17 protein-coding genes and 2 pseudogenes are annotated in these 22,469 nt (G+C 69.7%); 14 read left to right on the forward strand and 5 right to left on the reverse strand.

Annotation, left to right across the window (positions count from 1 at the left end; all coding sequences use genetic code 11):
- Positions 1-351: 351 nt before the first annotated feature.
- Positions 352-1,113, forward strand: a complete 762-nt coding sequence (locus ABZT03_RS25465; protein WP_356042959.1) for an isocitrate lyase/phosphoenolpyruvate mutase family protein — start codon at positions 352-354, stop codon at positions 1,111-1,113.
- Between the two features lie 274 nt (positions 1,114-1,387).
- Here ABZT03_RS25465 and ABZT03_RS25470 read toward each other — a convergent pair whose 3' ends face one another.
- On the reverse strand, positions 1,388-1,591 hold the full coding sequence (locus ABZT03_RS25470; protein ID WP_356042961.1) for a hypothetical protein: 204 nt from the start codon (positions 1,589-1,591) through the stop codon (positions 1,388-1,390).
- A gap of 572 nt (positions 1,592-2,163) precedes the next feature.
- On the opposite strand from ABZT03_RS25470, the gene ABZT03_RS25475 reads away from it, so the two are divergent.
- The 5 genes from ABZT03_RS25475 (at position 2,164) to ABZT03_RS25495 (ending at position 6,770) form a co-directional block, all read left to right on the forward strand.
- The gene (locus ABZT03_RS25475; RefSeq protein ID WP_356042963.1) at positions 2,164-3,024 is read left to right on the forward strand and encodes a class II fructose-bisphosphate aldolase; all 861 of its coding nucleotides are present in this window, start codon (positions 2,164-2,166) and stop codon (positions 3,022-3,024) included.
- Positions 3,025-3,028: 4 nt separating this feature from the next.
- Positions 3,029-3,880: an HAD-IA family hydrolase gene (locus ABZT03_RS25480; protein ID WP_356042966.1), complete on the forward strand. Its 852-nt coding sequence runs from the start codon at positions 3,029-3,031 to the stop codon at positions 3,878-3,880.
- A 20-nt stretch (positions 3,881-3,900) separates the two neighbouring features.
- Positions 3,901-4,557: a dihydroxyacetone kinase subunit DhaL gene (gene dhaL, locus ABZT03_RS25485; protein WP_356042969.1), complete on the forward strand. Its 657-nt coding sequence runs from the start codon at positions 3,901-3,903 to the stop codon at positions 4,555-4,557.
- 65 nt (positions 4,558-4,622) lie between these two features.
- Entirely contained in the window at positions 4,623-5,618 is a 996-nt protein-coding gene (dhaK, locus tag ABZT03_RS25490; protein WP_356042970.1) for a dihydroxyacetone kinase subunit DhaK, read from the forward strand.
- A 111-nt stretch (positions 5,619-5,729) separates the two neighbouring features.
- Positions 5,730-6,770 (forward strand): YdcF family protein, encoded by a 1,041-nt coding sequence (locus ABZT03_RS25495; protein WP_356042973.1) that lies wholly within the window; start codon positions 5,730-5,732, stop codon positions 6,768-6,770.
- Positions 6,771-7,386: 616 nt separating this feature from the next.
- Here ABZT03_RS25495 and ABZT03_RS25500 read toward each other — a convergent pair.
- Positions 7,387-8,526, reverse strand: coding sequence for a helix-turn-helix domain-containing protein (locus ABZT03_RS25500; protein ID WP_356042976.1), 1,140 nt, complete (start codon positions 8,524-8,526; stop codon positions 7,387-7,389).
- Positions 8,527-8,612: 86 nt separating this feature from the next.
- Here ABZT03_RS25500 and ABZT03_RS25505 point away from each other — a divergent pair, with 86 nt between their 5' ends.
- From ABZT03_RS25505 to ABZT03_RS25535, 7 genes are all read left to right on the forward strand, one after another.
- Complete coding sequence (locus ABZT03_RS25505) at positions 8,613-9,668, forward strand: ferredoxin reductase (protein ID WP_356042978.1); 1,056 nt, start codon at positions 8,613-8,615, stop codon at positions 9,666-9,668.
- A 7-nt stretch (positions 9,669-9,675) separates the two neighbouring features.
- Positions 9,676-10,794, forward strand: coding sequence for an acyl-CoA desaturase (locus ABZT03_RS25510; RefSeq protein ID WP_356042981.1), 1,119 nt, complete (start codon positions 9,676-9,678; stop codon positions 10,792-10,794).
- 389 nt (positions 10,795-11,183) lie between these two features.
- A complete protein-coding gene (locus ABZT03_RS25515; RefSeq protein WP_356042983.1) occupies positions 11,184-11,564 on the forward strand; it encodes a VOC family protein in 381 nt (126 codons plus the stop codon).
- 379 nt (positions 11,565-11,943) lie between these two features.
- Positions 11,944-13,185 carry a low temperature requirement protein A gene (locus ABZT03_RS25520; RefSeq protein ID WP_356042985.1) on the forward strand — a complete coding sequence of 414 codons (1,242 nt, stop codon included), beginning with the start codon at positions 11,944-11,946 and terminating at the stop codon, positions 13,183-13,185.
- A 435-nt stretch (positions 13,186-13,620) separates the two neighbouring features.
- Positions 13,621-16,821: a TIM-barrel domain-containing protein gene (locus ABZT03_RS25525; protein ID WP_356043053.1), complete on the forward strand. Its 3,201-nt coding sequence runs from the start codon at positions 13,621-13,623 to the stop codon at positions 16,819-16,821.
- 333 nt (positions 16,822-17,154) lie between these two features.
- On the forward strand, positions 17,155-17,502 hold the full coding sequence (locus ABZT03_RS25530; protein ID WP_356042987.1) for a hypothetical protein: 348 nt from the start codon (positions 17,155-17,157) through the stop codon (positions 17,500-17,502).
- Positions 17,503-17,526: 24 nt separating this feature from the next.
- Positions 17,527-18,057, forward strand: a complete 531-nt coding sequence (locus ABZT03_RS25535; protein ID WP_356042989.1) for a hypothetical protein — start codon at positions 17,527-17,529, stop codon at positions 18,055-18,057.
- Between the two features lie 401 nt (positions 18,058-18,458).
- On the opposite strand, the gene ABZT03_RS25540 is transcribed toward ABZT03_RS25535, so the two are convergent.
- The 3 genes and pseudogenes from ABZT03_RS25540 to ABZT03_RS25550 form a co-directional block, all read right to left on the reverse strand.
- On the reverse strand, positions 18,459-20,237 hold the full coding sequence (locus ABZT03_RS25540; RefSeq protein WP_356042991.1) for a cation:proton antiporter: 1,779 nt from the start codon (positions 20,235-20,237) through the stop codon (positions 18,459-18,461).
- 292 nt (positions 20,238-20,529) lie between these two features.
- Positions 20,530-21,450 (reverse strand): aldose 1-epimerase family protein, encoded by a 921-nt coding sequence (locus tag ABZT03_RS25545; RefSeq protein ID WP_356042994.1) that lies wholly within the window; start codon positions 21,448-21,450, stop codon positions 20,530-20,532.
- 189 nt (positions 21,451-21,639) lie between these two features.
- Positions 21,640-22,233: pseudogene (locus ABZT03_RS25550) on the reverse strand (DUF389 domain-containing protein); the annotation flags it as partial.
- Here ABZT03_RS25550 and ABZT03_RS25555 point away from each other — a divergent pair.
- Positions 22,228-22,458: pseudogene (locus ABZT03_RS25555) on the forward strand (GMC oxidoreductase); the annotation flags it as partial. The pseudogenes ABZT03_RS25550 and ABZT03_RS25555 sit on opposite strands and share 6 nt — an antisense overlap.
- Between the last annotated feature and the right edge of the window lie 11 nt (positions 22,459-22,469).

Raw genomic sequence — 22,469 nt, forward strand, 5'->3', positions numbered from 1 at the left:
CGCGTCCACAAGAGCCCCCGACGCCGACCGTTCCACAGGTCGGCGAGTCGAGCTCCGAGTCGATCAGAAGCACGACGTCCCCACTCACGCCGGCGCATCGACGACGGCACGAGCGCGGGCGGCCCGCCGACCTGCACCAGGCAAGCTCCTCCAATCCCCTCGGCGGTGTATGAAGGCGCGCCGGAGATGACGGGCAGCGAAGCGACGACCGCGGATACGCGCCCCTCGTTCGCTCAGGGCAGCCGTCCGTGAGCATGTCCGGCCCGGCAGCAAACCGGACTGAACCTTTCCGTCACCCAACGGCGCGCTGTGGACACCTTGTTCGTGGCGGACCGGGGTAACGTCCTCGACATGGACATTCGCACCACCGTTGAGCGCGCTCAACGCCTCAAGCAGCTGCACGCCGAGTACAAGCCGCTCGTACTGCCGACCGTCTGGGACGTCTGGTCCGCGCGGACAGCAGCCGGCGCCGGGTTCCCCGCGCTGACGGTCGGCAGTCATCCGCTCGCCGACTCCCGTGGAGCGGACGACCACGAGGGGCAGACCTTCGAGGAGGTTCTCGCCGCCGTCAAGCCCATCATCGCGGCGGTCGACGTCCCCGTGTCCGTGGACCTGGAGGCCGGGTACGGACAAAAGCCCGCCGACCTCATCGCCGGGCTCATCGAGGTCGGCGGCGTCGGTCTCAACGTCGAGGACACCGTCCACTCGGACGGCGGACGCGTGCGCACCACGCAGGAGCACGCAAGCTACATCGCCGGCCTCCGCGAAGCGGCTGACGACTCGGGTATCCCTGTCTGGGTCAACGGGCGCACCGACCTCTTCATCCACGCTGAGGACGCCTCCGCCGTCCTCGACGAGGCGATCGAGCGACTGCGTGCTCTGCAGCAGGCCGGCGCCGACAGTGTCTACCCGGTGGGCATCCAGGACGACGACGACCTGCTGACGGCGGTGACCGGCGCCGTCAGCATTCCGGTGAACTCCACAGCTCACCCCGCCAAGCACGACCTTGAGCGCTTCCGCCGCCTCGGCGTCGGCCGGATCACCTACGGCCCACTGCTGCAACTGGCGTTGACGGACGCGATGAAGAACCTGCTCGGGCCGTGGGCGCCCTGAGGGCTGTCCCGTAAGCCCCTGCGGCCCGACCACGCCGCGACGGCCCGCGTCGCCACACCGCACAGCGCCGTCGCGGTCCGCCCCGCCGTCGACCACCGCGAGCCGCTCCACGACCACCGACCGTGGAGCGCGCGAAGGTGAGCGTCCGCCGCGGGCATGAAGGCCACGCCGACTCAGAGCTCCGCCAGAAGCCTCAGGGCCCCGGCGGGGTGTGGACGACGAGTGCCCGGCCCGCGGGGAGACGGCCTCGAACGGGGCCGCCGGAGCCGAACGCTCAGGCGGGGTGGTCCGGCTGCTGGTCCGGCGGCGTGCCGCCGCCCTCGCCGCCGCCTTTGTCGCCGCCTTTGTCGCCGCGGTCGTTGCCCTTGGCGCGGCCGCCTCCCTCGGCGGGCTGCGCTGCCGTCAGGGACTGGCTGTCCTCCGGCGTCGCCGCTCCCCTGTCAGTGCGCCGCAGCTCGGGCTGCCGGGGATCGGGCATGATCGTCGCACCTCCCACTCCTGCAGGGCTGTCCTCACGCCGGCGGGCCTCCGGGAGGGCGTACGGCAAACGTCCCGGTTGCCGCCACCGCGTCCGCCGGAACCGGGGATTGCCGTACCCGTCCCGGGGTCACGCGGCCGGATCGGCCGCGTGACCCCGCGAGGCTCGTCTGGATCGCCCGGATCCGAGTGCTTGCTCAGCGATACATGAAGCCGCTGCTCGAACGCATCGAGCGCGGGGAGATACCCGACCCGGGTCATCACGCACACCATGCCGCTGAGCGAGGCGCCGCACGGCTACGACATCTTCAAGAACCAGGCGGACAACTGCCAGAAGGTCGTGCTCAAGGCCTGAACACGCCCTGAGCGGACCGACCCAGGCGGCACGCACGGGAGAGACGGTACGAGACCGTTTCTGCCGTGCGTGCGTCGGGCGAGGGCGAAACGTGTCGCGTGATCCTCGGTCGTGGTGGCTATCCCGAGCGGGAGTGAGGTCGCTTCCCTGACAAAAGTGGCGGCGCGCCGTCGGCGGGCGTGGAATGGACGGAGTGGGGCCGCAAACGTGGAGGCGCCGTGGGTGTTGCACCGCTGACCGAGATCCTTTCCGAGCCGTTCGCCGAGCGCTACGCCGTACCGGCCATCAACGTGTTCAACGACCTGACGATGGAGGCCGTGCTGGCCACGGCGGTGGAGAAGCGGTCGCCCCTGATCGTGCAGACCTCCGTCAAGACGGTGAAGTCGATCGGCAGCGACGTTCTGTATGCGATGTGGACCTCCATGACCGCCGGGATCGAGGTGCCGGTCGCCCTCCACCTCGACCACTGTCCGGAGCGGGACGTGATCACGGAATGTCTGCGACGGGGCTGGAACTCGGTGCTCTTCGACGCCTCGAAACTGCCCGTCGAGGAGAACATGCGGCAGACGGTCGAGGTGGTCGCGGAGGCCCGTTCGTACGGGGCGGCCGTCGAGGGTGAGATCGAATCGATCACCGGCGTGGAGGACGGCGTCGGCAGCGACACCGCGGCGGAGCAGCAGACGCTGGAGGTCGCCCTGGAGTTCCTGCGGACCACCGGGGTCGACGTCTTCGCACCGGCGATCGGCAACGCCCACGGGTCGTACAAGCAGGCGCCGGTGCTCGATGCCCAGCGGGTCTCCGACATCGTTGCGGCGCACCCGGTGCCGATCGCGCTGCACGGCGGGAGCGGGCTGTCCGACGAGCAGTTCCACGACCTGATCTCGCGGGGCTGCGCGAAGGTCAACATCTCCACCGCCCTCAAGGAGAAGTTCATGAAGTCGAGCCTGGACTTCCTGGGGACGGCGGCCGAGCGGCAGAAATGGGACCCGCCCTCGCTGTTCAGGTCCGTGCGCCAGGACGTCATCGACATGACCGGTTCGCTGATGACCCTGTTCGGCAGCGCCGGCCGGGCGGGATGACACCGTGTCCGCGCTGGTCTACGACTGCGACGGCGTCCTCGCCGACACCGAGCGCTACGGACATCTGCCCGCGTTCAACGTCACGTTCGAGGAGTTCGGGCTGCCGGTGCGGTGGAGCGACACGGACTACGCGGAGAAGGTGAAGGTCGGCGGGGGCAAGGAGCGGATGAAGACGCTGCTGACACCCGACTTCGTCGCCGCGGCGGGCCTGCCCACGGACCAGGACGCGCTGGACGAGGAAGTCGCCCGCTGGCACCGGCGCAAGACCGAGATCTACACGGGGATCATCCACAGCGGCGCCATTCCGCCCCGCCCTGGGGTGCGACGGATCGCCGAGGCGGCGCACGCGGCCGGCTGGACCCTCGCGGTCGCCTCCACCTCGGCCGAGGCGTCCGTCCGCAGCGTCCTGGAACTCGCCATGGGCACCGAACTGGCCTCGCGCTTCGCGGTGTTCGCCGGTGATGTGGTTCCGCGCAAGAAGCCCGCCCCGGACATCTACGCGTTCTCCGTGCGCCGGCTCGGCCTCGACCCGGCGGCCGTCGTGGCGATCGAGGACAGCCGCAACGGCATGCTCGCCGCGCTCGGCGCCGGTCTCGCCTGCGCCGTCACGACCAGCGCCTATACCGGCGAGGAGGACTTCACGGGCGCCTCCCTGGTGGTCACCTCGCTCGGTGACCCGCCGCCGGAGGCGACCGTGACCCGGGTGCTGAACGATCCCCTCGGGGTGCACCCGGGCCCGTGGGTGGAGCTCACGGACCTGGCGGCGCTGCTCACGGCCGGAGACGCCGCGGTCGCGGAGCACACGGGTGCCCCGACGTCCGATCCCCCTGGTTCGGCGCCGCCCGCCCCGAGTTGACCAGGTCAGTCAGGAGAGTCATGACAACGTCAACGACATCCGCCGGCGACCTCGCGTTCGTCGTGCGGACGATCGCCCGGACGGCGGTCGAGAACGAGAAGGCCTTCGGTGACCTCGACGCCGTCGCAGGAGACGGAGATTTCGGCTTCTCGCTCGCCCGCGGCTTCGAGATCGTGCTCGCCGACTGGGACACCCTCGCCCCGGAGACTCCGTCCGAGTTCCTGAAGAAGGTCGCCATGGTGATCTCCAAGCGGGTCGGCGGCACGTCGGGGCCGCTGTGGGGCACCGCCTTTCTGCGGGCCGCCGTGGCCGTGAAGGACCGTGACGAGCTGAACGCGGCGGACGCGGTCGCCATGCTCCGGGCCGCCGCCGAGGGGATCAAGGCCCGCGGCCGCTCCGATCTCGGGGACAAGACCCTGCTGGACGCGCTCATCCCGATGACCGACGCGCTGGAGCAGCGGACGGCCGACGGCGAACCGCCCGCCTCGGCCGCGGAACTCGCCGCGCTGGCTGCTACGACGGCTCGAACCGCGGCCGACGCGACGACGCCGATGCAGGCACGACGCGGACGGCAGAGCTACACGGGCGAGCGCAGCATCGGCTCGCCGGACCCCGGCGCGGTGGCGGTCGCGGTGATGGCGGAGCGGGTCGCGGCCGAGTGGGAGGCACGCGACTGACCCCGGGCGCACCGTCGCATGAACCGCCCCCGGCACCCGGGCGACGAGATCACGAGGAGCACGGCATGAAGAAGTTCGTCAACGACCCGAAGGACTATGTCGCCGAGATGCTGGAGGGACTGGCGCTGGCCAATCCTGACACCCTCAGGTACGTACCCGAGTACAACCTGATCATGCGCGCGGACGCCCCGCAGGAGCACAAGGTCTCCATCGTGCAGGGCTCCGGTTCCGGGCACGAGCCCGCGCACGTGATGACGGTCGGCCGGGGCATGCTCGACGCCGCCTGTCCGGGCGACGTGTTCGCGGCGCCGCCCGCGGACTTCGTCTACGAGACGGTCAAACGGGTCGCCTCCCCCAAGGGCGTCCTGCTGCTGGTCAACAACTACACCGGGGACCGGATGGCCTTCGAGATGGCCGAGGAGCTGTCGCAGGCCGACGGTGTGACCGTCCGGACCCTGTTCATCGACGACGACGTGGCCGTGCAGGACTCGACGTACACCGTCGGCCGGCGCGGGGTGGCCGGCAACTTCTTCGTCATGAAGGCGGTCGGCGCGGCCGCCGAGCGGGGCACGGACCTCGACGAGATCCACCGGATCGGCGAGAAGGTCAACTCCCTGACCCGCACGATGGGCATGGCCCTCACCGCGTGCACCCCGCCGGCGAAGGGCTCGCCGCTCTTCGAACTCCCCGACGACGCGGTCGAGATGGGCGTGGGCATCCATGGCGAGCCGGGCCGCGAGCGGGAGAAGCTCCAGCCGGCGAACGCGATGGTGCGGGAGCTGGTCGACGCGGTGGTGGAGGACCTGCCCTTCGCCTCCGGCGACTCGGTGGCCCTGATGGCCAACGGCCTCGGCGGCACCCCCATCGGCGAGCTGTACCTGGTCTACGGCCTGGCCCACAAGCAACTCGCCGGACGGGGCATCGACGTTTGGCGTAGCTATGTGGGCGAGTACTGCACGTCTCTCGACATGGCCGGCGCCTCGATCACCCTGGTCCGCCTGGACGACGAGATCAAGGGGCTGCTGAGCGAACCGGCGGAGATCCCGATCAGGGTGTTCTGAGAGCGCACTGCCGGACGCCGAGAGGGCCCCGGGGTCCGAGCTCACCGGCGGACGCTGACGGCCACCGGGACCGGGTGCCCGGCCCCGGGGCACGCCTCGTAGCATGAGCGCATGCTGGCCTTTGTACCGTCGTTCGTCTGCTTCTTCTTGTTCTGCGTAGGGGTGGTACGGGACCGCCGCCGGGTCGGCAACGCGGTCCTCCTCGGGCTCTCCGTCGTCTTCGCCGTGATCGCGCTCTTTCTGCACCTGGCCTCCGAGAAGGCCCAGTTGGGCCACGACCTCGCTGTCGCGCTGCTGACCCTGGCGGCTCTGGGGGTCGTCACGCTGGCGTGGTTCCTCATCGCCAACGGGATCACCATGGTGCGCAGGGAGGGCAGAAGCCCGGGAAACCTGCTGTCCCTGGGAGCGGGTGTCGCACTGGTCGCCCTGCTGGCCCTGTTGATCACAGCGCTGGTGCTGCACACGCACGCACTCCTGGTGGTGGCGGCAACCGCCGTCGCGCTCTCCGGATACGTCGCCTTCCTGTTCCTGTGTTTCCTCTTCTACGGCGCGCTGTACGGGCGCCTGCGCATCCGGCGCCGGGCGGACTACGTGGTGGTCCTCGGCTCGGGCCTCATCGGCGGCACCACTGTGCCTCCGCTGCTGGCCGGCCGTCTCGACCGTGCCCGCAAGGAGCACGCACGGCTCTCGCGGAGGGGACGGCGACCCGTGCTGCTCACCTCCGGCGGACAGGGGCCCGACGAGAAGCTTCCGGAGTCCCACGCCATGGCCGACTACCTGGTCGCCCAGGGCTTCCCCCCCGATCTGATCGAGCGTGAGGACCGCTCGACGACCACGGAGGAGAACCTGACGTTCAGCAAGGCCCTGATGGAGAAGGCGAATCCGGACTACCGCTGTGTGATCGTCACGAACAACTACCACGTCTTCCGCGCCGCGGTGACCGCCCGCCGCACCGGCGTCCGAGGCCACGTGGTGGGCGCCCCCACGGCGTCGTACTTCTGGCCGAGCGCCATGATCCGCGAGTTCGTGGCACTCCTCGTCGCCTACCGTCGCACCAACGCGGCGATCTTCCTGCTCGTCCTGCTGAGCGGCCTGTTCATCTGGTGGCTGGGGTGGCCGTCGACGGGGGCCGCCGCCCTGTCCGGTGAGTAACCCAACTGTCCGGCCCGACGACCCCAGTGGCCGGCCATCAAGGAGCCCCACGCATCGGCGGCCTGGACTGCGTGAACGATGTCATGGGACGGGTTCACTCCTCGTCGCGCGGCCGGGACGCCAAAGAACAGTCAGAGGCGTGGAGACTCCACCGCTGTTCGGAACTCTTCGGCTGTCTCCTACGCGCTGAGGCATCGTTGACCTCGGTACGGGGCGAAAACGTGGAGTTGGATCGTTCCGGACGGGCTGTCGGAGATCGCGAAGCCGCTGATGAGGGGCGATGCTGAGTCGCTCGCCGCGTGCCGCAGGCCAGTATCGCGGCATCGGGCGGCCGGCTGTGGCCCCACCCGGGAGCGGGGTCAGGCTGCCACGGCGACGCCGATCCCGACGGTGATGAACAGCCAGCCGGTTGTCAGTTCCCAGCGATGGCGGATCTTCGGGCGAGCCAGGACCGCGCCTCATGGGCAGGTTCCGGCCACCCAAGGAGGCGCTTCCTGCCGCAGTAGCCCGCCTGAAAGCCGCTCGTCAACTCCCCCTGGAAGCGGACGATCCACGCGATCCCGGAACCTGCGGTCGCCCTGCTCGCGGACGCGGTCGTGGACGGTCGAAGAACGCGTCAGATGACCCGAGGACCGACCGCCAGCGTCAGTTCAAGGATCCGGTGCGGCGACCCGAGATCCGGAAACAGCTCCCGCAGCTGCGACATCCGGTACCGGACGGTCTGGGGGTGGACGAACAACGCCGCCGCCACCTCGTTCCGCCGGCCATGGTGCAGCAGCCACGCCCGCAACGTCTCCTCCAGGCGCCGAGCGGTCGCGACAGGCAAGGTCCGCAACGGGGCCAGAGCCCGGGCACGCAGGTCCGCGAACGCGTCCACGTCGGCGCTCAGCACCAGCTCGGGCAGGTGGTCCTCGGTGTCGCGAATATCAGAGGAGAGGGAGCGCGCGCGGACGGCTCGCGCGTACGAGGCGGACGCACGAGTCCATGGCCGGGCCGGGCCGACCACGGCGGTGCGGTCGGTCAGCTGCCTCAAGAGATGCGGTCGGTCGGCGTCGGGGACGAGCAGCACGCCGAAGGCGTCCGGCAGATCGTCGAGGACGAGGGTGCTCGGGTCGAGCGCGCGGTAGGCGGGCCGGGCCTGGGCGGCGGGCAGCAGGACCGCGGTGAGCGAGACCGGAGGCTGCCACCCGGCCCGTTGAGCGGAGGCCAGCAGCACGTCCGGGCTCGCGCCGGCGAGGAGGTCGCGGACCAGTTGTTCCAGGTGGCGCTCGTGAGCCCGGCCCTGGGCGGCCAGTTCGTCGGCGTGGCCCGCGGCGCTCGCGGCGGAGAGCTCGTCGATGTAGGCGAAGGTCAGTTCGGCGAACTTGGCGACCTCGGCGGCGGGCAGACCTGCGGGTACGGCACCCGAGGCCAGGCATCGCCAGGCCACGCGGGCGCCGACGCGGTAGGCGCTGAGCAGGGCGTCCATCGAACGGCCGTCGCGCACCTCGCCGCGGCCCAGCTCGTATGCTGCGTCACCTGCGTCGCCGCCCGTGGCGTTCCCGCTCGCGAGGTCGAGGTAGTGCCCCAGGGCGGTGCGGACGGCTCGGCGGATGGTGCCGCCCATGTGGCCCGAAAGGGCGTTGGCGTAGGGAGGGACCTCGTCGATGATCGCCTGGACGACCTCGTCGGCGGTGGTCTTCAGCGCGGCCCGCAGTGCGGTGACCGTCGCCTCATTCAGGGCCAGCTCGGTGGCCCTCCGGATTGCATGGCTCATTTTTTGTTCCCTGCGAACAATTCAGCCGACCAGATTTACGTCCTGCGGACAGGACTTTACGCCTTGAGGCACATCAAGCTGGAGTCATGACGAGTACAGCCCTCCGCAGTAGGGCGTGGAAACTGCTGGAGATGGTCACGACGCCGCTGCTGCCGTCGGACTACCTGGACCTGGTCAGCCCGCTGCGCGCGGGCGCGGACCTGCGTGGGCGCATCGAGGCCGTGCACCCCGAGACGGGTGACGCCGCGACCATCGTGATCAGGCCTGGACGGGGCTGGCGGGGCCACACGGCCGGTCAGTACGTGCGGATCGGGGTCGACGTCGACGGGGTGCGCCTGTGGCGTGCCTACTCGGTCACCTCGCCGACGAACCGCCAGGACGGCCGCGTCACGATCACCGTGAAGGCGATCCCGGACGGCAAGGTCAGCAACCACCTGGTCCGCAGGGCGAAACCCGGCACGCTGATCCAGCTCGACCAGGCGACCGGTGACTTCGTGCTGCCGGAGGCCAAGCCCGCCAAGGTGCTCTACCTGACAGCCGGCAGCGGCATCACGCCGGTGATGGGCATGCTGCGCGACACCGAGTTCGACGACGCCGTCATGATCCACTCCGCGCCACAGCCGCACGACGTGATCTTCCGCGACGATCTGCACGACCTGGTCGCGGACAAGAAGCTGCGTCTCACCGAGCTGCACACCGACACGGACGGCATGCTCGACATCGCCCGGATCGACGAACTCGTGCCCGACTGGGCCGAGCGCGAGACCTGGGCCTGCGGGCCCGCGGGCCTGCTCGACGCCGCCGAAGAGCACTGGACCGAGCACGGCGTCCGAGAGCGCCTGCACACCGAACGCTTCCGCCCCAGTATCGTCGTCGCCGGCGACGGTGGCGAGGTCACGTTCAGCACCACTGGCAGGACCGTCGACGCGAGCGGCGCCACGCCGTTGCTGGACGTCGGCGAGGAGGCCGGCGTGCTCATGCCGTCCGGGTGCCGCATGGGCATCTGCTTCGGCTGCGTCACGCCGCTCAAGGCGGGCGCCGTCCGCGACCTGCGCACCGGCGAGATCACCGAGGCCGAGCCGGGCGTCCTCATCCAGACCTGCGTGTCCGCCGCGGCGGGCCCCTGCGACATCGAACGGTAGGAGTACCTTGACCGCCATCGACCCCACCGCCCACCTGACCGCGGAGCAGATCGAGGAGCTCGGCCGCGAGCTGGACGCGATCCGTGACGAGGTGATCGCCGGCCGCGGCGAGGAAGACGCCGCCTACATCCGCAAGGTCATCTCGGCGCAGCGCAAGCTCGAGCTGGTCAGCAGGGGCGTGCTGCTGTTCTCGATCTTCCCGCCCGCGTGGCTGATCGGCACCGCCGGTCTGTCCGTGGCGAAGATCATGGACAACATGGAGATCGGTCACAACGTCCTGCACGGTCAGTGGGACTGGATGCGGGACCCGAAGATCCACTCCACCACCTGGGACTGGGATCACGTCTCGCCGGCCGAACAGTGGAAGCACTCGCACAACGAGCTGCACCACACGTACACCAACGTGATCGGCAAGGACAACGACCTCGGCTACGGCATCATGCGCGTCGACGAGGACCAGAAGTGGCACCCGATCCACCTCGGCCAACCGCTGTGGAACTTCATCAACGCCTGCTTCTTCGAGTACGGCATCGCGGCGTACGACCTGGAGCTCGGCAAGAACCTGCAGAAGCGCCGCCGCAAGGACCCGGAGTTCCGCGCGCGGGCCAGGGCCGTGGGCCGCAAGATCCGTAAGCAGGTGCTCAAGGACTACGTGATCCACCCGCTGCTGTCGGGCCCGTCGGTCCTCCCCACGCTCGCCGCCACGTTCACCGCGAACCTGGTCCGCAACATCTGGTCCCACTCGGTGATCATGTGCGGGCACTTCCCCGAGGGCGTGCAGGTCTTCGAGCGCCGGTCGATCAGGGGCGAGACGCGCGGCCAGTGGTACCTGCGCCAGATGATGGGCTCCGCGAACATCAGCGGCAGCAAGGCCATGCACTTCATGACCGGCAACCTGTCGCACCAGATCGAGCACCACCTGTTCCCGGACCTGCCGAGCAACCGGTACGCCGAGGTCGCGGTGAAGGTGCGCGCGCTGTTCGAGAAGTACGAGCTGGAGTACGTCACCGGGCCGCTGCCCAAGCAGGTGTTCTCCGCGTGGCACAAGGTCTTCCGGCTCTCGCTGCCGAACAAGAAGCCCCAGGTCAAGACGCCGGACCGGGAGAAGGAGCTGGTCGCGGCCTGATTCCCGACATGGGTTCAGATCTTTCCGCCGTAGCTCGCGCTGACCTGCTGTGCTCGGGCCGGTGGTCGGGTGCGTACGCGCCCCCGACCACCGGCGGGCGGGCAGGGTGGCCGCACCCGCACCCGCCTGACCGCACGCGCCTGACTTCTCCGTCGGAAAGCCGTTGGCACCATCCGGTCAGCGCCGCCCCGGCAAGGACCGTGGGCATGCGTCGCCCACAGGCTTCAGCGCGCGTGATGGGGGCGCCACACGGCTGAGCGCTCCCCGATCGCCGGGCGCCCGGGCCGCCCGTCTCGTCCTCCCTCTCCTCCCTCCCGGCCAAGGAGCATGGGCAAGCCTGGTCCATAAAGGCGCCTCGGACCTGCTATGCGATCACTACAGTGGCGTCCATGCACCGATCGCGCATGTACGCGCTCATAGTGGACGCCCCCGAGCAGGAAGCTTCGGCAACAGCCCAGTTCTGGGCGGCCGCTCTGGGGGTGCCGGCCCGTGCCGACTCGGCAGAGCCCCAGTTCACGTCGCTGGTCGGTGCGGTGGACGGTCTGGCGACCGTGGTTCAGTCAGTGGACGATGCGCCGCGCATACACATCGACATCGAAACCGACGACGTCGATGCCGAAGTCGACCGCCTTGTACGACTCGGCGCCACCGAGGTCTCCCGTTGGCTCCAATGCCACGTACTGCGGGCACCGGGTGGACACCTGGTGTGTGTCATTCCCGTGCACAGTGATCCGGATCTCTTCGCGGCGACCGCGAGGACTTGGAGCTGACACCCCGGTGGATCACAGCGGCGGAGCAGGCATCGGGCCAGAACCGGCCGGCCCGCGTGAATCTGCGCCTGGGCTCTCCCCGACGCAGTCGCGTGCGAACGGGGCGCGGCGCGGCTGACTTCTGTTCTCTCACCTGTTCCCCGGACAGACCGCAGCCTCCCGCCCGGCCTGGGCCCGCATCACGATCCACTCACCCTCGTCAGTCACATGCTCGATGGCGGGCGGCACCCCGAATGCACCGGTTGAGCAAGCTCATTGACGTCCGTCCCACCAAAGCCGACGACCCCGACGACCCACCGTGGCCACCGAACGTGAGACAGGGCCGCCCTTCTTACAGTCCCTCAGACAGTGAAGGTGGTTGCAGAACTATGCTGCGACCGTGACTGACTTGAACACTGCGGAAGAGCGTGAAGATACCAAGGTCGAGCGGCATGCGAGCTGGGCCGAGCTGTTCTTCGACCTTGTGGCGGCGGCGGGCGTGGCAGCCCTTACGCATGTCCTCGGGTCCGAACTGGACGCCTCGCGGCTTGGTGTCTACGCGCTGTTGTACCTCACGTTCTGGTTGTCGTGGACGACGTTCATGCTGTACGGCAACGTCTCAGCGGGGCAAACCCGTGTGATACGGCTGATGATCGGGATGTTCGGCCTTGGAGTGATGGCTGCGTCCGTGCCGGGGGTGGCGCACACCGTACTCGGGCACGGGAACGAACTCCGCCCGCTGACTGTCTTCGTGATCGCTTACCTCGCTACGCGCATCTGCGGGGCTCACTCGTGGCGCCGGGGCGACGTTCTGCTGGACTTCCCCGTTGTGCAGTACTCGGTAGGGCTGCTGCCCTGGTTCATATCCATCTGGGTCGACGAGCGGTGGAAGCCTACGCTGTGGGCGATGGGCGTGGGCCTGGACCTGCTGTTGATTCTGGCCGTCTCCGGTAACAAGCTTCTTGAGCAGGTCCAGGTGAAATTCGCCGCACAAGCCACCACCCGGCGCCGGCGCCGGCCCGGTGCTGGCCCCGGCGGGACGGCACCGGTCATACAAGGGGTGTCGGTCGATCCGACTCACCTCTCCGAGCGGCTCGGACTCTTTGTGATCATCGTGCTCGGCGAGTCCGTGGTGCAGGTCGTCAACGCCGCGTCCGATGCCCGGTACACCATTGGCCTGTTGGCCACCGCAATGGCCTCGTTCGTGTTGGTGGCCGGCATGTTCGGCCTGTCCGTGGTGTTCGGATACGCTGGCCTGCCGCATCTGCGCGCCGGCCGCATCTCCACCCGCGCCGCCCTTGGCCTGCACTGTCTGGTCACCGGGGTCGTTGCCACCATGGGCGCGTCGTTGTCATCGGTGGTCAGCCATGGCTCCGATTCGCTGCCCGATGAGAGCCGCTGGCTGTTGTGCGGCGCGGTCGCTGCCTACTTCACTCTCGGCGTGGTCACCGGCGTTGCCAGCCGCAGTTCGGATACGCAGCGGACGATCTCTCGGGTCATCACCGGCATCGCGGTCCCGCTCTTGCTCGGCCTGCTCGCCACCGGCGTCAGCGGCAGGGCCCTCGTGGTGTGCCTGGCCTTGGTAGTACTCGCCCACCTCTGGTTCGAACAGCGATCGACGCCGGCCCAGGGCCAGGTCTGATCAGGCGACCGTCTGACCGTAACCCCGCGCAACAGATCGAACTACCTCGGCTGGTGGTTCGTCACCTACGTCAACTTCCAGATTTTCGCGCCCATCCTGACCAAGGCCGGCCTGAACAGCAGCCCGCAAATCACGACCCCGCGGTGCGGTTCGCCGGCCGAGCCCGCGACGCCTACACCCGAGCAACGCGTCTGAGTGACAAACGTGCTGCAAGGGGCCAGCGTTACCGGCCTCACAGGCCCTACCATCCTCAACGAGTGCACGCTGCAAGCGTGTTGAGCGCCACTTGGCCGTCGGGATGACGCCCCGCCGAGAACGGGCGGAACGCCCGACCAGAGGACGGAGTCGCGTATGCCAGGCAGTTCTTTCAGACGTCGGCTGAGGTCCGTGCTGCGACCGGCGGTGGTCTCGGTCGCCCTCGTGACCACCGCGGCGATGACACTGGCCGACACCGGCACCGCGGTGGCGGCCGGAGGCGTCCACCGCGCCGCGCTGCCGACCGTCACCTCGGGCAACGCCCGATTCGAGATACTCTCGCCGACGCTGATCCGCACCGAGTACGCGGGCGACGGCAAGTTCGCCGAGGCGGCGACGTTCAACGCGATCGGCCGCGACACGTTCACGCCCACCCCCTACACCGCGACGACGGCCGACGGCTGGCTCACCGTCAGGACGAGTGCAGTGTCCCTGCGCTACCGGATCGGCAGCGGCGCCTTCGACGCCCAGAACCTCTCCGTACGGCTCACCGCCGGGGACCAGCCCGTGACCGCCGCACCATGGCAACGCCTCACCTGCACCCTGGGCGCCCTCTGCGAGGCCGAGGACCAGCAGCTCAACGGCGTCTCCGTGGCCGACAACCACACGGGCCACACCGGCAGCGGCTTCGCCGCGGGCTTCGAGGGCACCGGCGGTTCCCTGTCCACTGACATCGATGTCAGCAGTGCCGGGACCTACCAGTTCGGCGTGCGCTACGCCAACTCCGGTGGCGGGGACGGCCAGACGAAGACCCGCACCCTCACCCTCACCGTCGACGGCGGCGCCGCACAGACCCTCAGCCTGCCGACCACGGCCAACTGGGACACCTGGAACCTCGTCACCGCCCGGCTCGCCCTCGGTGCCGGCCACCACTCCATCGCCCTGACCCGGACCGCCTCCGACTCCGGCGACGTCAACCTCGACAGCGTCGCGCTCACCCGCCCCGGCGACCCCTACCCGCCGGTCTCCACCACCGCCATCACCGACTGCCTCTACGGCGTCAGCTGCGAGGCGGAGTCCGCCCGGCTGAGCGGCACGGCGGTGGGCGCCACCGACCACACCGGGTTCGCGGGCAAGGGCTTCGTCGCCGAACTCGACCAGGGATCGACGCTCTCGGCCCACGTGGTCGGCGTACCCGCCGACGGCGACTACACCCTCCTCGTGCGCTACGCCAACGGGACGGGCGGCGACGGCCGGCACGAGACCCGCACCGCGGCCGTCAGCACCGGCGGAACCACGAAGACGCTCTCCTTCCCCGCCACCGACGGCTGGGACGACTGGCAGACGGCTTCCGTACCCGTGACCCTCAAGGCGGGTGCGAACGACCTCACCCTCGGCTGCCCCGACGCGACCAGCTGCCACATCAACGCGGACACCTTCTCCGTGGCAGCCCAGCAGGGCGACGTTCCCCAGCCGCACCTCGCGCTGGGCGGATACCGCCGCGGCCTGGACGGCGTCACCGGCAACGCCTCCGTCCCCACCACGCCCGGCCTGCTGCACAAGGACGGCTGGTACCTCCTCGACGACACCACCTCCGCCCTGTACGACACCGCGAAGCAGAAGGTCACCCAGCGCCCCGGCCACGGCGGTGCGCCCTACCAGGACGGCTACGTCTTCGGATTCGGCCACCACTACAAGCAGGCGATGGCCGACCTGGCCACACTGACCGGGCCGCCCGCGCTGCTGCCCCGATGGGCCTACGGCGTCTGGTACTCGGAGTACATCGACCGCACCGCGGCCGACTACGAGAACAAGATCCTGCCGGCGTTCCGCTCCGAAGGTGTTCCGCTGGACGTCCTGGTGACCGACACCGACTTCAAAGCCGTGAACTCCTGGAGCGGCTGGGAGATGGACCCCGCCAAGTACCCCGACCCCAAGGGCTTCTTCGACTGGTCCGCCGCCCAGGGACTGCACAACACCCTCAACGTGCACCCCAGCATCCTCGCCTCCGACCCCCAGTTCGCCCAGGCGCAGGCCACCGCGAAGGGCAAGCTGACCAAGGGCGGCTGCGCCTCGGCCGCCGGCGTCCAGAACAACTGCTACACCTTCGACTTCGGCGACCCCGACCAGCTCAAGGCGTACCTGGACCTGCACCGGACCATGGACCAGCAGGGCAACGACTTCTGGTGGCTGGACTGGTGCTGCGACTCCTCCCAGTCGTCGCTGCAGGGCGTCACCCCGGACGCGTGGATCAACCAGCAGTACGCCACCGCGACCGCCGCCGACCTCGGCCGGGGCTTTGTCCTCTCCCGCGCCTACGGCTCCCTCCAGGCCGGCGGATACAGCGGCCAGCAGGCCCTGCCGACCGGACCGTGGGCCGACAAGCGCTCCACCGTCCACTTCACGGGCGACACGTCCTCGACCTGGGGCACCCTGAAACTCGAGGTCGGCTACACCCCAGCGGAGTCCGCGGCGACCGGAATGGCCGCCATCACCCACGACATCGGGGGCCACAACGACACCACGGGACTGACCGGTTCGGAGACCTACACCGACGGCGGCACCACCCGCACCACCCACAAACTCCCCGACGACCTCTACGCCCGCTGGGTGCAGTTCGGGGCCTTCCAGCCGGTCGACCGCCTGCACAGCAACCACAGCGACCGGCTGCCCTGGCAGTACGGGACCGCGGCCCGCAAGTCGGCCGACGCCTTCCTCAACCTGCGGGAGAACCTGGTCCCCTACACCTACGGCCTGGCCGAGGAAGCCAACCGCACCGGCCTGCCCATCGTGCGGCCCACCTACCTGGAGTACCCCGACGAGCCGCAGGCGTACGCCGCCGCCGGCAGCGAGTACTTCTACGGCTCCGGCATCCTGGTCGCGCCCGTGACCACGCCCGGCACCTCCGCCACCACGTCGGTGTGGTTCCCGCCCGGCCAGTGGACCGACTACTTCACCGGCAAGACCTACACCGGCGGCGCCTCCCACGACATCACCACCGGTCTCGACACGATGCCGGTCTTCATCAAGGCCGGCGGCATCCTGCCCACCCGCACGCACGACGTCGGCAGCGACGACAAGAACCCCCTGACCGACGTCACCCTGACCATCGCCGGCGGCGCCTCCGGTTCGTACACCCTCTACGAGGACAACGGGGCGGCGAAACAGAGGATCCGCTCGGCCACGACGAAGATCCGCTACACCGAGAACGGCTCCCGCCACACGGTCTCCATCGCCGCCACCAAGGGTTCCTTCCGCGGCCAGGTCCACAACCGCAGTTGGACCCTGTCGCTGAAGGCCGCGGAGGCGCCCGCCAAGGTGGCCCTGAGCGGCAAGAAGCTCTCCCCACACGACTACCGGTGGGACGCTGCCACCGGGACGCTCACCATCACCCTCCCCAAGCGCAGCGTGCACCGCCCGATCACCGTCACCTACCAGTAGGCCCCGTCGTCCCCCGAGGGCATCGTCCCGGTCGGCGGTCGCGCACAGGTATCCGTCTCCTGTGCGCGACCGCGCCGGCGCAACCCGCCGCCACCGGAGCGGAACACCGGGCCCGAAGGCGGCTCGCGCCCTGCCCGCGGGTGTTCCGCAGCATCAAGGACTCGACTTCTCACCGCCGACCGTGCACGAGGCCGTCAGGTCCTACGAGGAGCCGGCAGGGGCGATATCGGGACGTTCTATGCCGCAGATGTCTACTTTCCGGTAGATGGGGATATCTCTGGCATGGGCCCGGCGATAGGCTCCTGAGCCACGGACGAGTACGGGGGAGAGTTCATGAAACGACACCTCATCGCGGGTATGTCAGCGTGCGTTCTGGCAGCATCGGTGATCTCGATGGCGCCCGGTGCGCAGGCTCTGGGCAACAACCGGACCGTGTCGCGCGGGTGCGGAAAGAATTACGTCGCCAGCAATCGGTGGAGTGACGAGGGCGGTTGGGCCCAGACGACGAAGGTGAGCGGTCACTGCAAAGGACGCCTCAGTGCGGCTCTGCAGTGGAGTACCGGTTACCGGACGCCTCGCGTCTACGGAGACAACCAGAGCGCCTACACGTCGACCGACCTGGGCACCGTGGTTCTGGGACTGCACTGGGGCTGCGACAACTGCGACCTGACGACAAGTTAGCCCGTGCGCCATCCACTCCTTGCAGTGCTGCTCATCACGGCGGGATGCGTCACCGCATGCGCGTCCGCCGCTGAGGAGGTGACCCCTGAGGCCCGCAGCGACACTGTGGTTCGCGCCCTCAGGGACGCAGTGGTCACTCCGAACGAGTACCGGAGCGCGGTCCGCCAGTTTGTCTCCTGTCTTCACCGGGCGGGCTACACGGCTGAAGCCCGTGGGGTGAGTCCGGTGGACGGCCTCAGCCGGCCCGTCGATATCACGCCGTCCGGTGATCCTGACGTCTACAACGCCGAGGTCCAGAAGTGCAATGTCGCTTCCATCGCTCACCTGGAACCCGTGTACGTCGAGAACAACATCCAGGTCATGGCGCCACCCCTACGGGAGCACGTGCGGAAGTGCCTCTCCCGAGCCGGAGTGAGAACCACAGGCTCCGAAACCAACGCCCCTGAATTCTTCGCTTCGGCGGACGGTGACAAAGGCCCGGTCGTCACCTGCATCACCAAGTCGGCGCACCGTCTGTATCCCTCTCTCCCCCTGCCCATCACTATCAGGGGATGACGACCGGACGACCCGGTGCAGGCGCACCTTTGCTCACGCGCCAACTCTGAGGAACCCCGTTTACAAGCGTCGATGGGACGCGGACGTCGTCGCCGCCGGCGCGGGTGTTCCGACGGGGGGTGTGCTGTCGGCATCCCGCTCGGAGGGCACGGGCACGCCCGGCGCGTCACGGTTCGGACGGCGGGGCGATGCAGTCTGGCGCGGACTCCCGGGCGGCCGAATCCAGCAAGCACCGGCGGACGCCCACCTGCCACTGGGACTGCCCATGCGGGTGACCTGCGCGGGAGCGGCAGACGTGCCTCTGACCAGCGAGTCGGACCCGATGAGCCGCGGCCCCCGGTACCGCCCGCCGGCCCCGCCGAGAGCGACACGCGCGGGGCGGCGGGCAGCCGACGGCCGGCCTACTCCGGCGGACTCTCGGTACCCCGTCCGCCCGGGGTCAGCAGGACGACCGTGTCCCCCGGCCGGGGCAGTGGTGTGCTGCCTCCCGTGGCCGGATCGAGGCGGCCGTCCCGGCGCACGAGGAACAGCAGATCGCTGCCGGGCCGCACGGCATTGCCGGCGGGCTGCCCGAGCACGGCCGCCCCCGCCTCGTACCTGTGCGCGAACGTCGGCCAGGTCAGATCCGGGCCGAACAGAACCTCGCCGCCGATGAACGGCGCCACTGCACCGTGGCTGTCGGCCGGTGCGTTGAGGCGGTGGACCGCGCCCTCCACACTGCCTCGCAGAAGCACCGCCGCCAGTGCGTTGAAGTCGTCCTCGGCGGTGAGGAAGTACACCGCCGTGATGCCCTCCAGCTCGGCGGCCTCACCCGTGGCGGCACCCAGCAGCTCACCGGGCGCGAGTTCGATCCCGGCCTGCCGGACCCGTTCGCGCTGTCCCTCTTCCCCTGCCCACATCAACACTTCCAGCCCCGCCGTCTTCAGGGCCACGCCCAGGTCAACCACCCAGGGGTCGCCGCCGACCAGCAGGGGCCGCGAGCGGGACTGGCGCACGACGCCCAGACGCCGGGCGACGGGAGAGGCTGTCAGGCCGTAGAGCGTCACGGTCGCGACGATGACCACGAACGTGGCCGGAAGGATCTTCGACGCACCACCGATCCCCTTCGCCACCAGGCTGGCCGAGAACGTCGAAGCCGTGGCGGCCGCGACGATGCCGCGCGGGGCCATCCAGCCGATGAAGCCCCGCTCGCCGCGTGTCAGGTCGGTGCCGGCGGTGGACACGAGCGCGACCAGCGGCCTGACGACCAGTACCAGAAAGGCGGCGAGCCCGAGCGCTGGCAGCCACACATGGCGCAGCGAGTGCGGGGTGACGGTGGCCGAGATCGAGATGAAGAGCACGCCGAGGATCAGACTGACCAGGGTCTCGAAGAAGGGCCGACGCGCGGGTACGTCGATGCCGGGGAGGTTGGCGACGGCCAGGCCCATCACCACCGCGGCGATGAGTCCCGTGTCGTCGCGCAGGACGTCGCAGAACGCCGCCACACCGATGACCGCGGCAAGCTGCGCCGTGGTGCCGAGAACCTCGCCGAGCCGCAGTACCCGGAACAGCACCCACAGCAGAGCCGCCCCGGCCGCTCCCCCGGCCACTCCGATGCCCATGCTGGCGGTGAAGCGCTCCATGGCACCGCCGATGTGGTGGCGCGAGCTCGCCACGACCGCGTGGAAGACCAGTGCGCCCAGGACGCCGCCGACCGGATCGATGAGGGAGCCTTCCCAGATCAGGATGCGCTGGAGCCGGTCCTTGGGTCGTACGAAGCTGAGCAGCGGTCCGACGACCGTCGGACCCGAGACCACGAGGATCGCGCCGAGCATGAGGGCCGCCCGTGGGGAAATGTCCAGCAGCGGCGCGGCGAGGAGCGTGCCGAGCACTCCGGTGATCAGGACGCCGAACCAGAGCAGCCGGACGACGACGCTGCGGGTGTGGCCCTTCAGCCTCGCCAGGTCCAGCCCGAGGCCGGCGTCGTAGAGGATCACGGCGACGGCCAGCGACACCAGCGGTGAGAACGCCGCCCCCAGCAGTTGCTCGGGGTCGACGTCGTCGATCAGAGCGCCGGCGGTGAAGCCGACCGGCAGCAGCACGATGAGGGCGGGGACGCGCAGGCGGCCGGCCAGGATCTGCGATCCGACGGCCAGGACCAGGATCAGGCCCACGCCGATGAGCACCTGGTTCGTCGTCACAAGTGACCCCTTCGATGCGTGGTGGTGGGACGAGTCGGTGCCCTTGTGGGCCGGCTGCGCGGCCGGCCGGGTCAGACCTGCGCCGAGCGCGGCGAGGATGTCGCGCGGACCTCCATCGGGAGCAGGCCGGCGCAGGGCGCCACGGATCGAAGGGACGGCACGGCCGGTGAGCGACGGTGGTGATCCCGGCCCGCACGATCACGGCGGCGGCTGCGGCGAATCCCCAGGAGGTCCACGTCGCGTGGTGGTTCTCGGCCCGACGAACATCAGGTCGGGGACCGTGACAGCGCCGTCATTCTCCCCACGGCGTGATCCCCCAGCGAACTGTGTGCTGCTCGCCGGGGCCGAGGCTGACGAGCCCCATCCCACTGCGGAAGGCGTCCGGCGGGCAGGTCATCGGCTCGACGGCGACCGCGCGACGGCGCTCCCCCGGCGGGAGGGTGTCACCGGTGTAGAGCTGCACGTAGTCGGCGCCCTCGCCGAGCCACACGTCCGTACCGAACGCCCCCGACGGGTGGGCCAGGCGCACCACGGCACGGCCGTCCGCGTCCCGGTCGAGGTCGCCGAACGGAGTGTCCAGCCGGAGCGTGCCGACAGCTCCGGGCCTGCGCAGGTCGTACTCGGTACCGGCGACCGGTTCGGCGGCCACCGGCAGGCCGCGCTCGTCGGTACGCAGCCATGTCCTTGCCGGGACGGTCAGCACCGCCTGGTCGACGACGGCGGTGCCCGCGGTGACGTAGGGATGCTGGCCGAAGCCGTAGGGCGCGGCGCCGGCGTCGAGGTTGCGCGCGGTGACGGCGACTTCGAGCCCGCGCTCGCCCAGGGCGTACTCGGCGCGGACCCGGAGGTGGAAGGGGTAGCCCGGCTGCGGCCACAGGGGAACCTCCAGGACGGCGCGGCTGTCGCTCGCCTCCACGACCCGCCACGCCACCCACCGCAGGAGCCCGTGGATGGCGTTGGCGCCATCCGGCTCACTGAGCGGCAGCTGCAGGTCCTGCCCGTCCCAGGGGTAGCGGCCGTCGCGGATCCGGTTGGGCCACGGCACCAGGATCTGGCCGCGCCCGCCGGTGATCCGGTCCTGTTCGCCGAATCCGTCGACCACGGTGCGTCCACCGACCGCGTACGACCGCAGGGCCGCGCCCAGCTCGACGATGACGGCACTGTGCGTGCCATGGCGCAGGGTCAGTTGCCGTCCGGTCCGGCTCTCCTGCACGCGTGGCCTCCTCGGTCCGCCCGGCCGGCGTCCTCGGACGCCGATGTAGAGATGGCCTGCGCCGCAGACCCTCCCATCGGAGCCTGCGGCCCCTCGTGGACCCGGTCAAGCGCAACACGTTCCTGTCGGTGCGATCGCCGGCTGGTTCGCCCGCAGGGGCCACGCGATGGAGCGGGCGGCGGTCGACGGTCACCCGCTGCCCGAACGCTTGCTGCTGCGGCCGATGCGCCGCCAGGCAGCCCGTTGGAATCTGATCATCAGCACGCCCACCAGGATCAGCAGCACGATGTTGAGCAGCAGTTGGACCAGGGATCCGCGCGCCTCGCTCCAGCTGGAGAACGCGCAGGACACGCCGATGTCTGCGGCGGCCGGGATGGTGGTGACCGAGATGAAGACGCCGAGCAGCGCGCTCGTCCTGGCCTGGGTCAGCGACATGATTCCGACGATGCCGGCCAGCACCGCGACGACGACGGAGAAGACGTTGGGGGCGTCGATCAGCGCGGAGACCGGCCTGAAGCCCTGCTCGAACGCCCTGGGCTGAAAGTCGAGACCCCGGATCGCCCACGAGAACAGGAGGGTCACCAGGACCGCCGGCAGGAATCCCGCGGTCAGGGCGAACAGGCCCTGCCGGACCCGGGTGCCGTTGCCGCGGTCGATGCCCAGCGCGACACTGGTGATGGCGCCGTACTCCGGTCCCACGACCATCGCCCCGACGATCAGAATCTGGGAGTTGGTGAGGATGCCCACCGCCCCGATGACACCTGCGATGGCCAGGTAGATGTACTGGCGCACCATGCCGTCGACTTCTGGCTGTGCGGAGAGGCGATGTTGTTCTTCTCGTCGAGAGACAGGTGGATGGCGTCGTCCTTGTCGAGGGTGCACGACCTCGACAACCTCTACGTCGTGGACACCGGCTTCTTCCCCAGCATCGGCGCGGTGAACCCGTCACCGACCGCCATCGCCAACGCCCTGCGGGTGGGCGACCACATCGCCGTCCGGCTGAGCTGACGAAAGCTCCG

This window comes from Streptomyces sp. NPDC005574 (genome assembly GCF_040605435.1).
GTDB lineage: Bacteria > Actinomycetota > Actinomycetes > Streptomycetales > Streptomycetaceae > Streptomyces.

Excerpts from the sequence above, each read along its gene's own strand:
- dhaK (WP_356042970.1), top strand. The coding sequence starts at position 4,623 with ATGAAGAAGTTCGTCAACGACCCGAAGGACTATGTCGCCGAGATGCTG.
- ABZT03_RS25495 (WP_356042973.1), top strand. The coding sequence starts at position 5,730 with ATGCTGGCCTTTGTACCGTCGTTCGTCTGCTTCTTCTTGTTCTGCGTA.
- ABZT03_RS25500 (WP_356042976.1), bottom strand. The coding sequence starts at position 8,526 with ATGAGCCATGCAATCCGGAGGGCCACCGAGCTGGCCCTGAATGAGGCG.
- ABZT03_RS25515 (WP_356042983.1), top strand. The coding sequence starts at position 11,184 with ATGCACCGATCGCGCATGTACGCGCTCATAGTGGACGCCCCCGAGCAG.
- ABZT03_RS25505 (WP_356042978.1), top strand. The coding sequence starts at position 8,613 with ATGACGAGTACAGCCCTCCGCAGTAGGGCGTGGAAACTGCTGGAGATG.
- ABZT03_RS25530 (WP_356042987.1), top strand. The coding sequence starts at position 17,155 with ATGAAACGACACCTCATCGCGGGTATGTCAGCGTGCGTTCTGGCAGCA.
- ABZT03_RS25470 (WP_356042961.1), bottom strand. The coding sequence starts at position 1,591 with ATGCCCGATCCCCGGCAGCCCGAGCTGCGGCGCACTGACAGGGGAGCG.
- ABZT03_RS25525 (WP_356043053.1), top strand. The coding sequence starts at position 13,621 with ATGACACTGGCCGACACCGGCACCGCGGTGGCGGCCGGAGGCGTCCAC.
- ABZT03_RS25465 (WP_356042959.1), top strand. The coding sequence starts at position 352 with ATGGACATTCGCACCACCGTTGAGCGCGCTCAACGCCTCAAGCAGCTG.
- dhaL (WP_356042969.1), top strand. The coding sequence starts at position 3,901 with ATGACAACGTCAACGACATCCGCCGGCGACCTCGCGTTCGTCGTGCGG.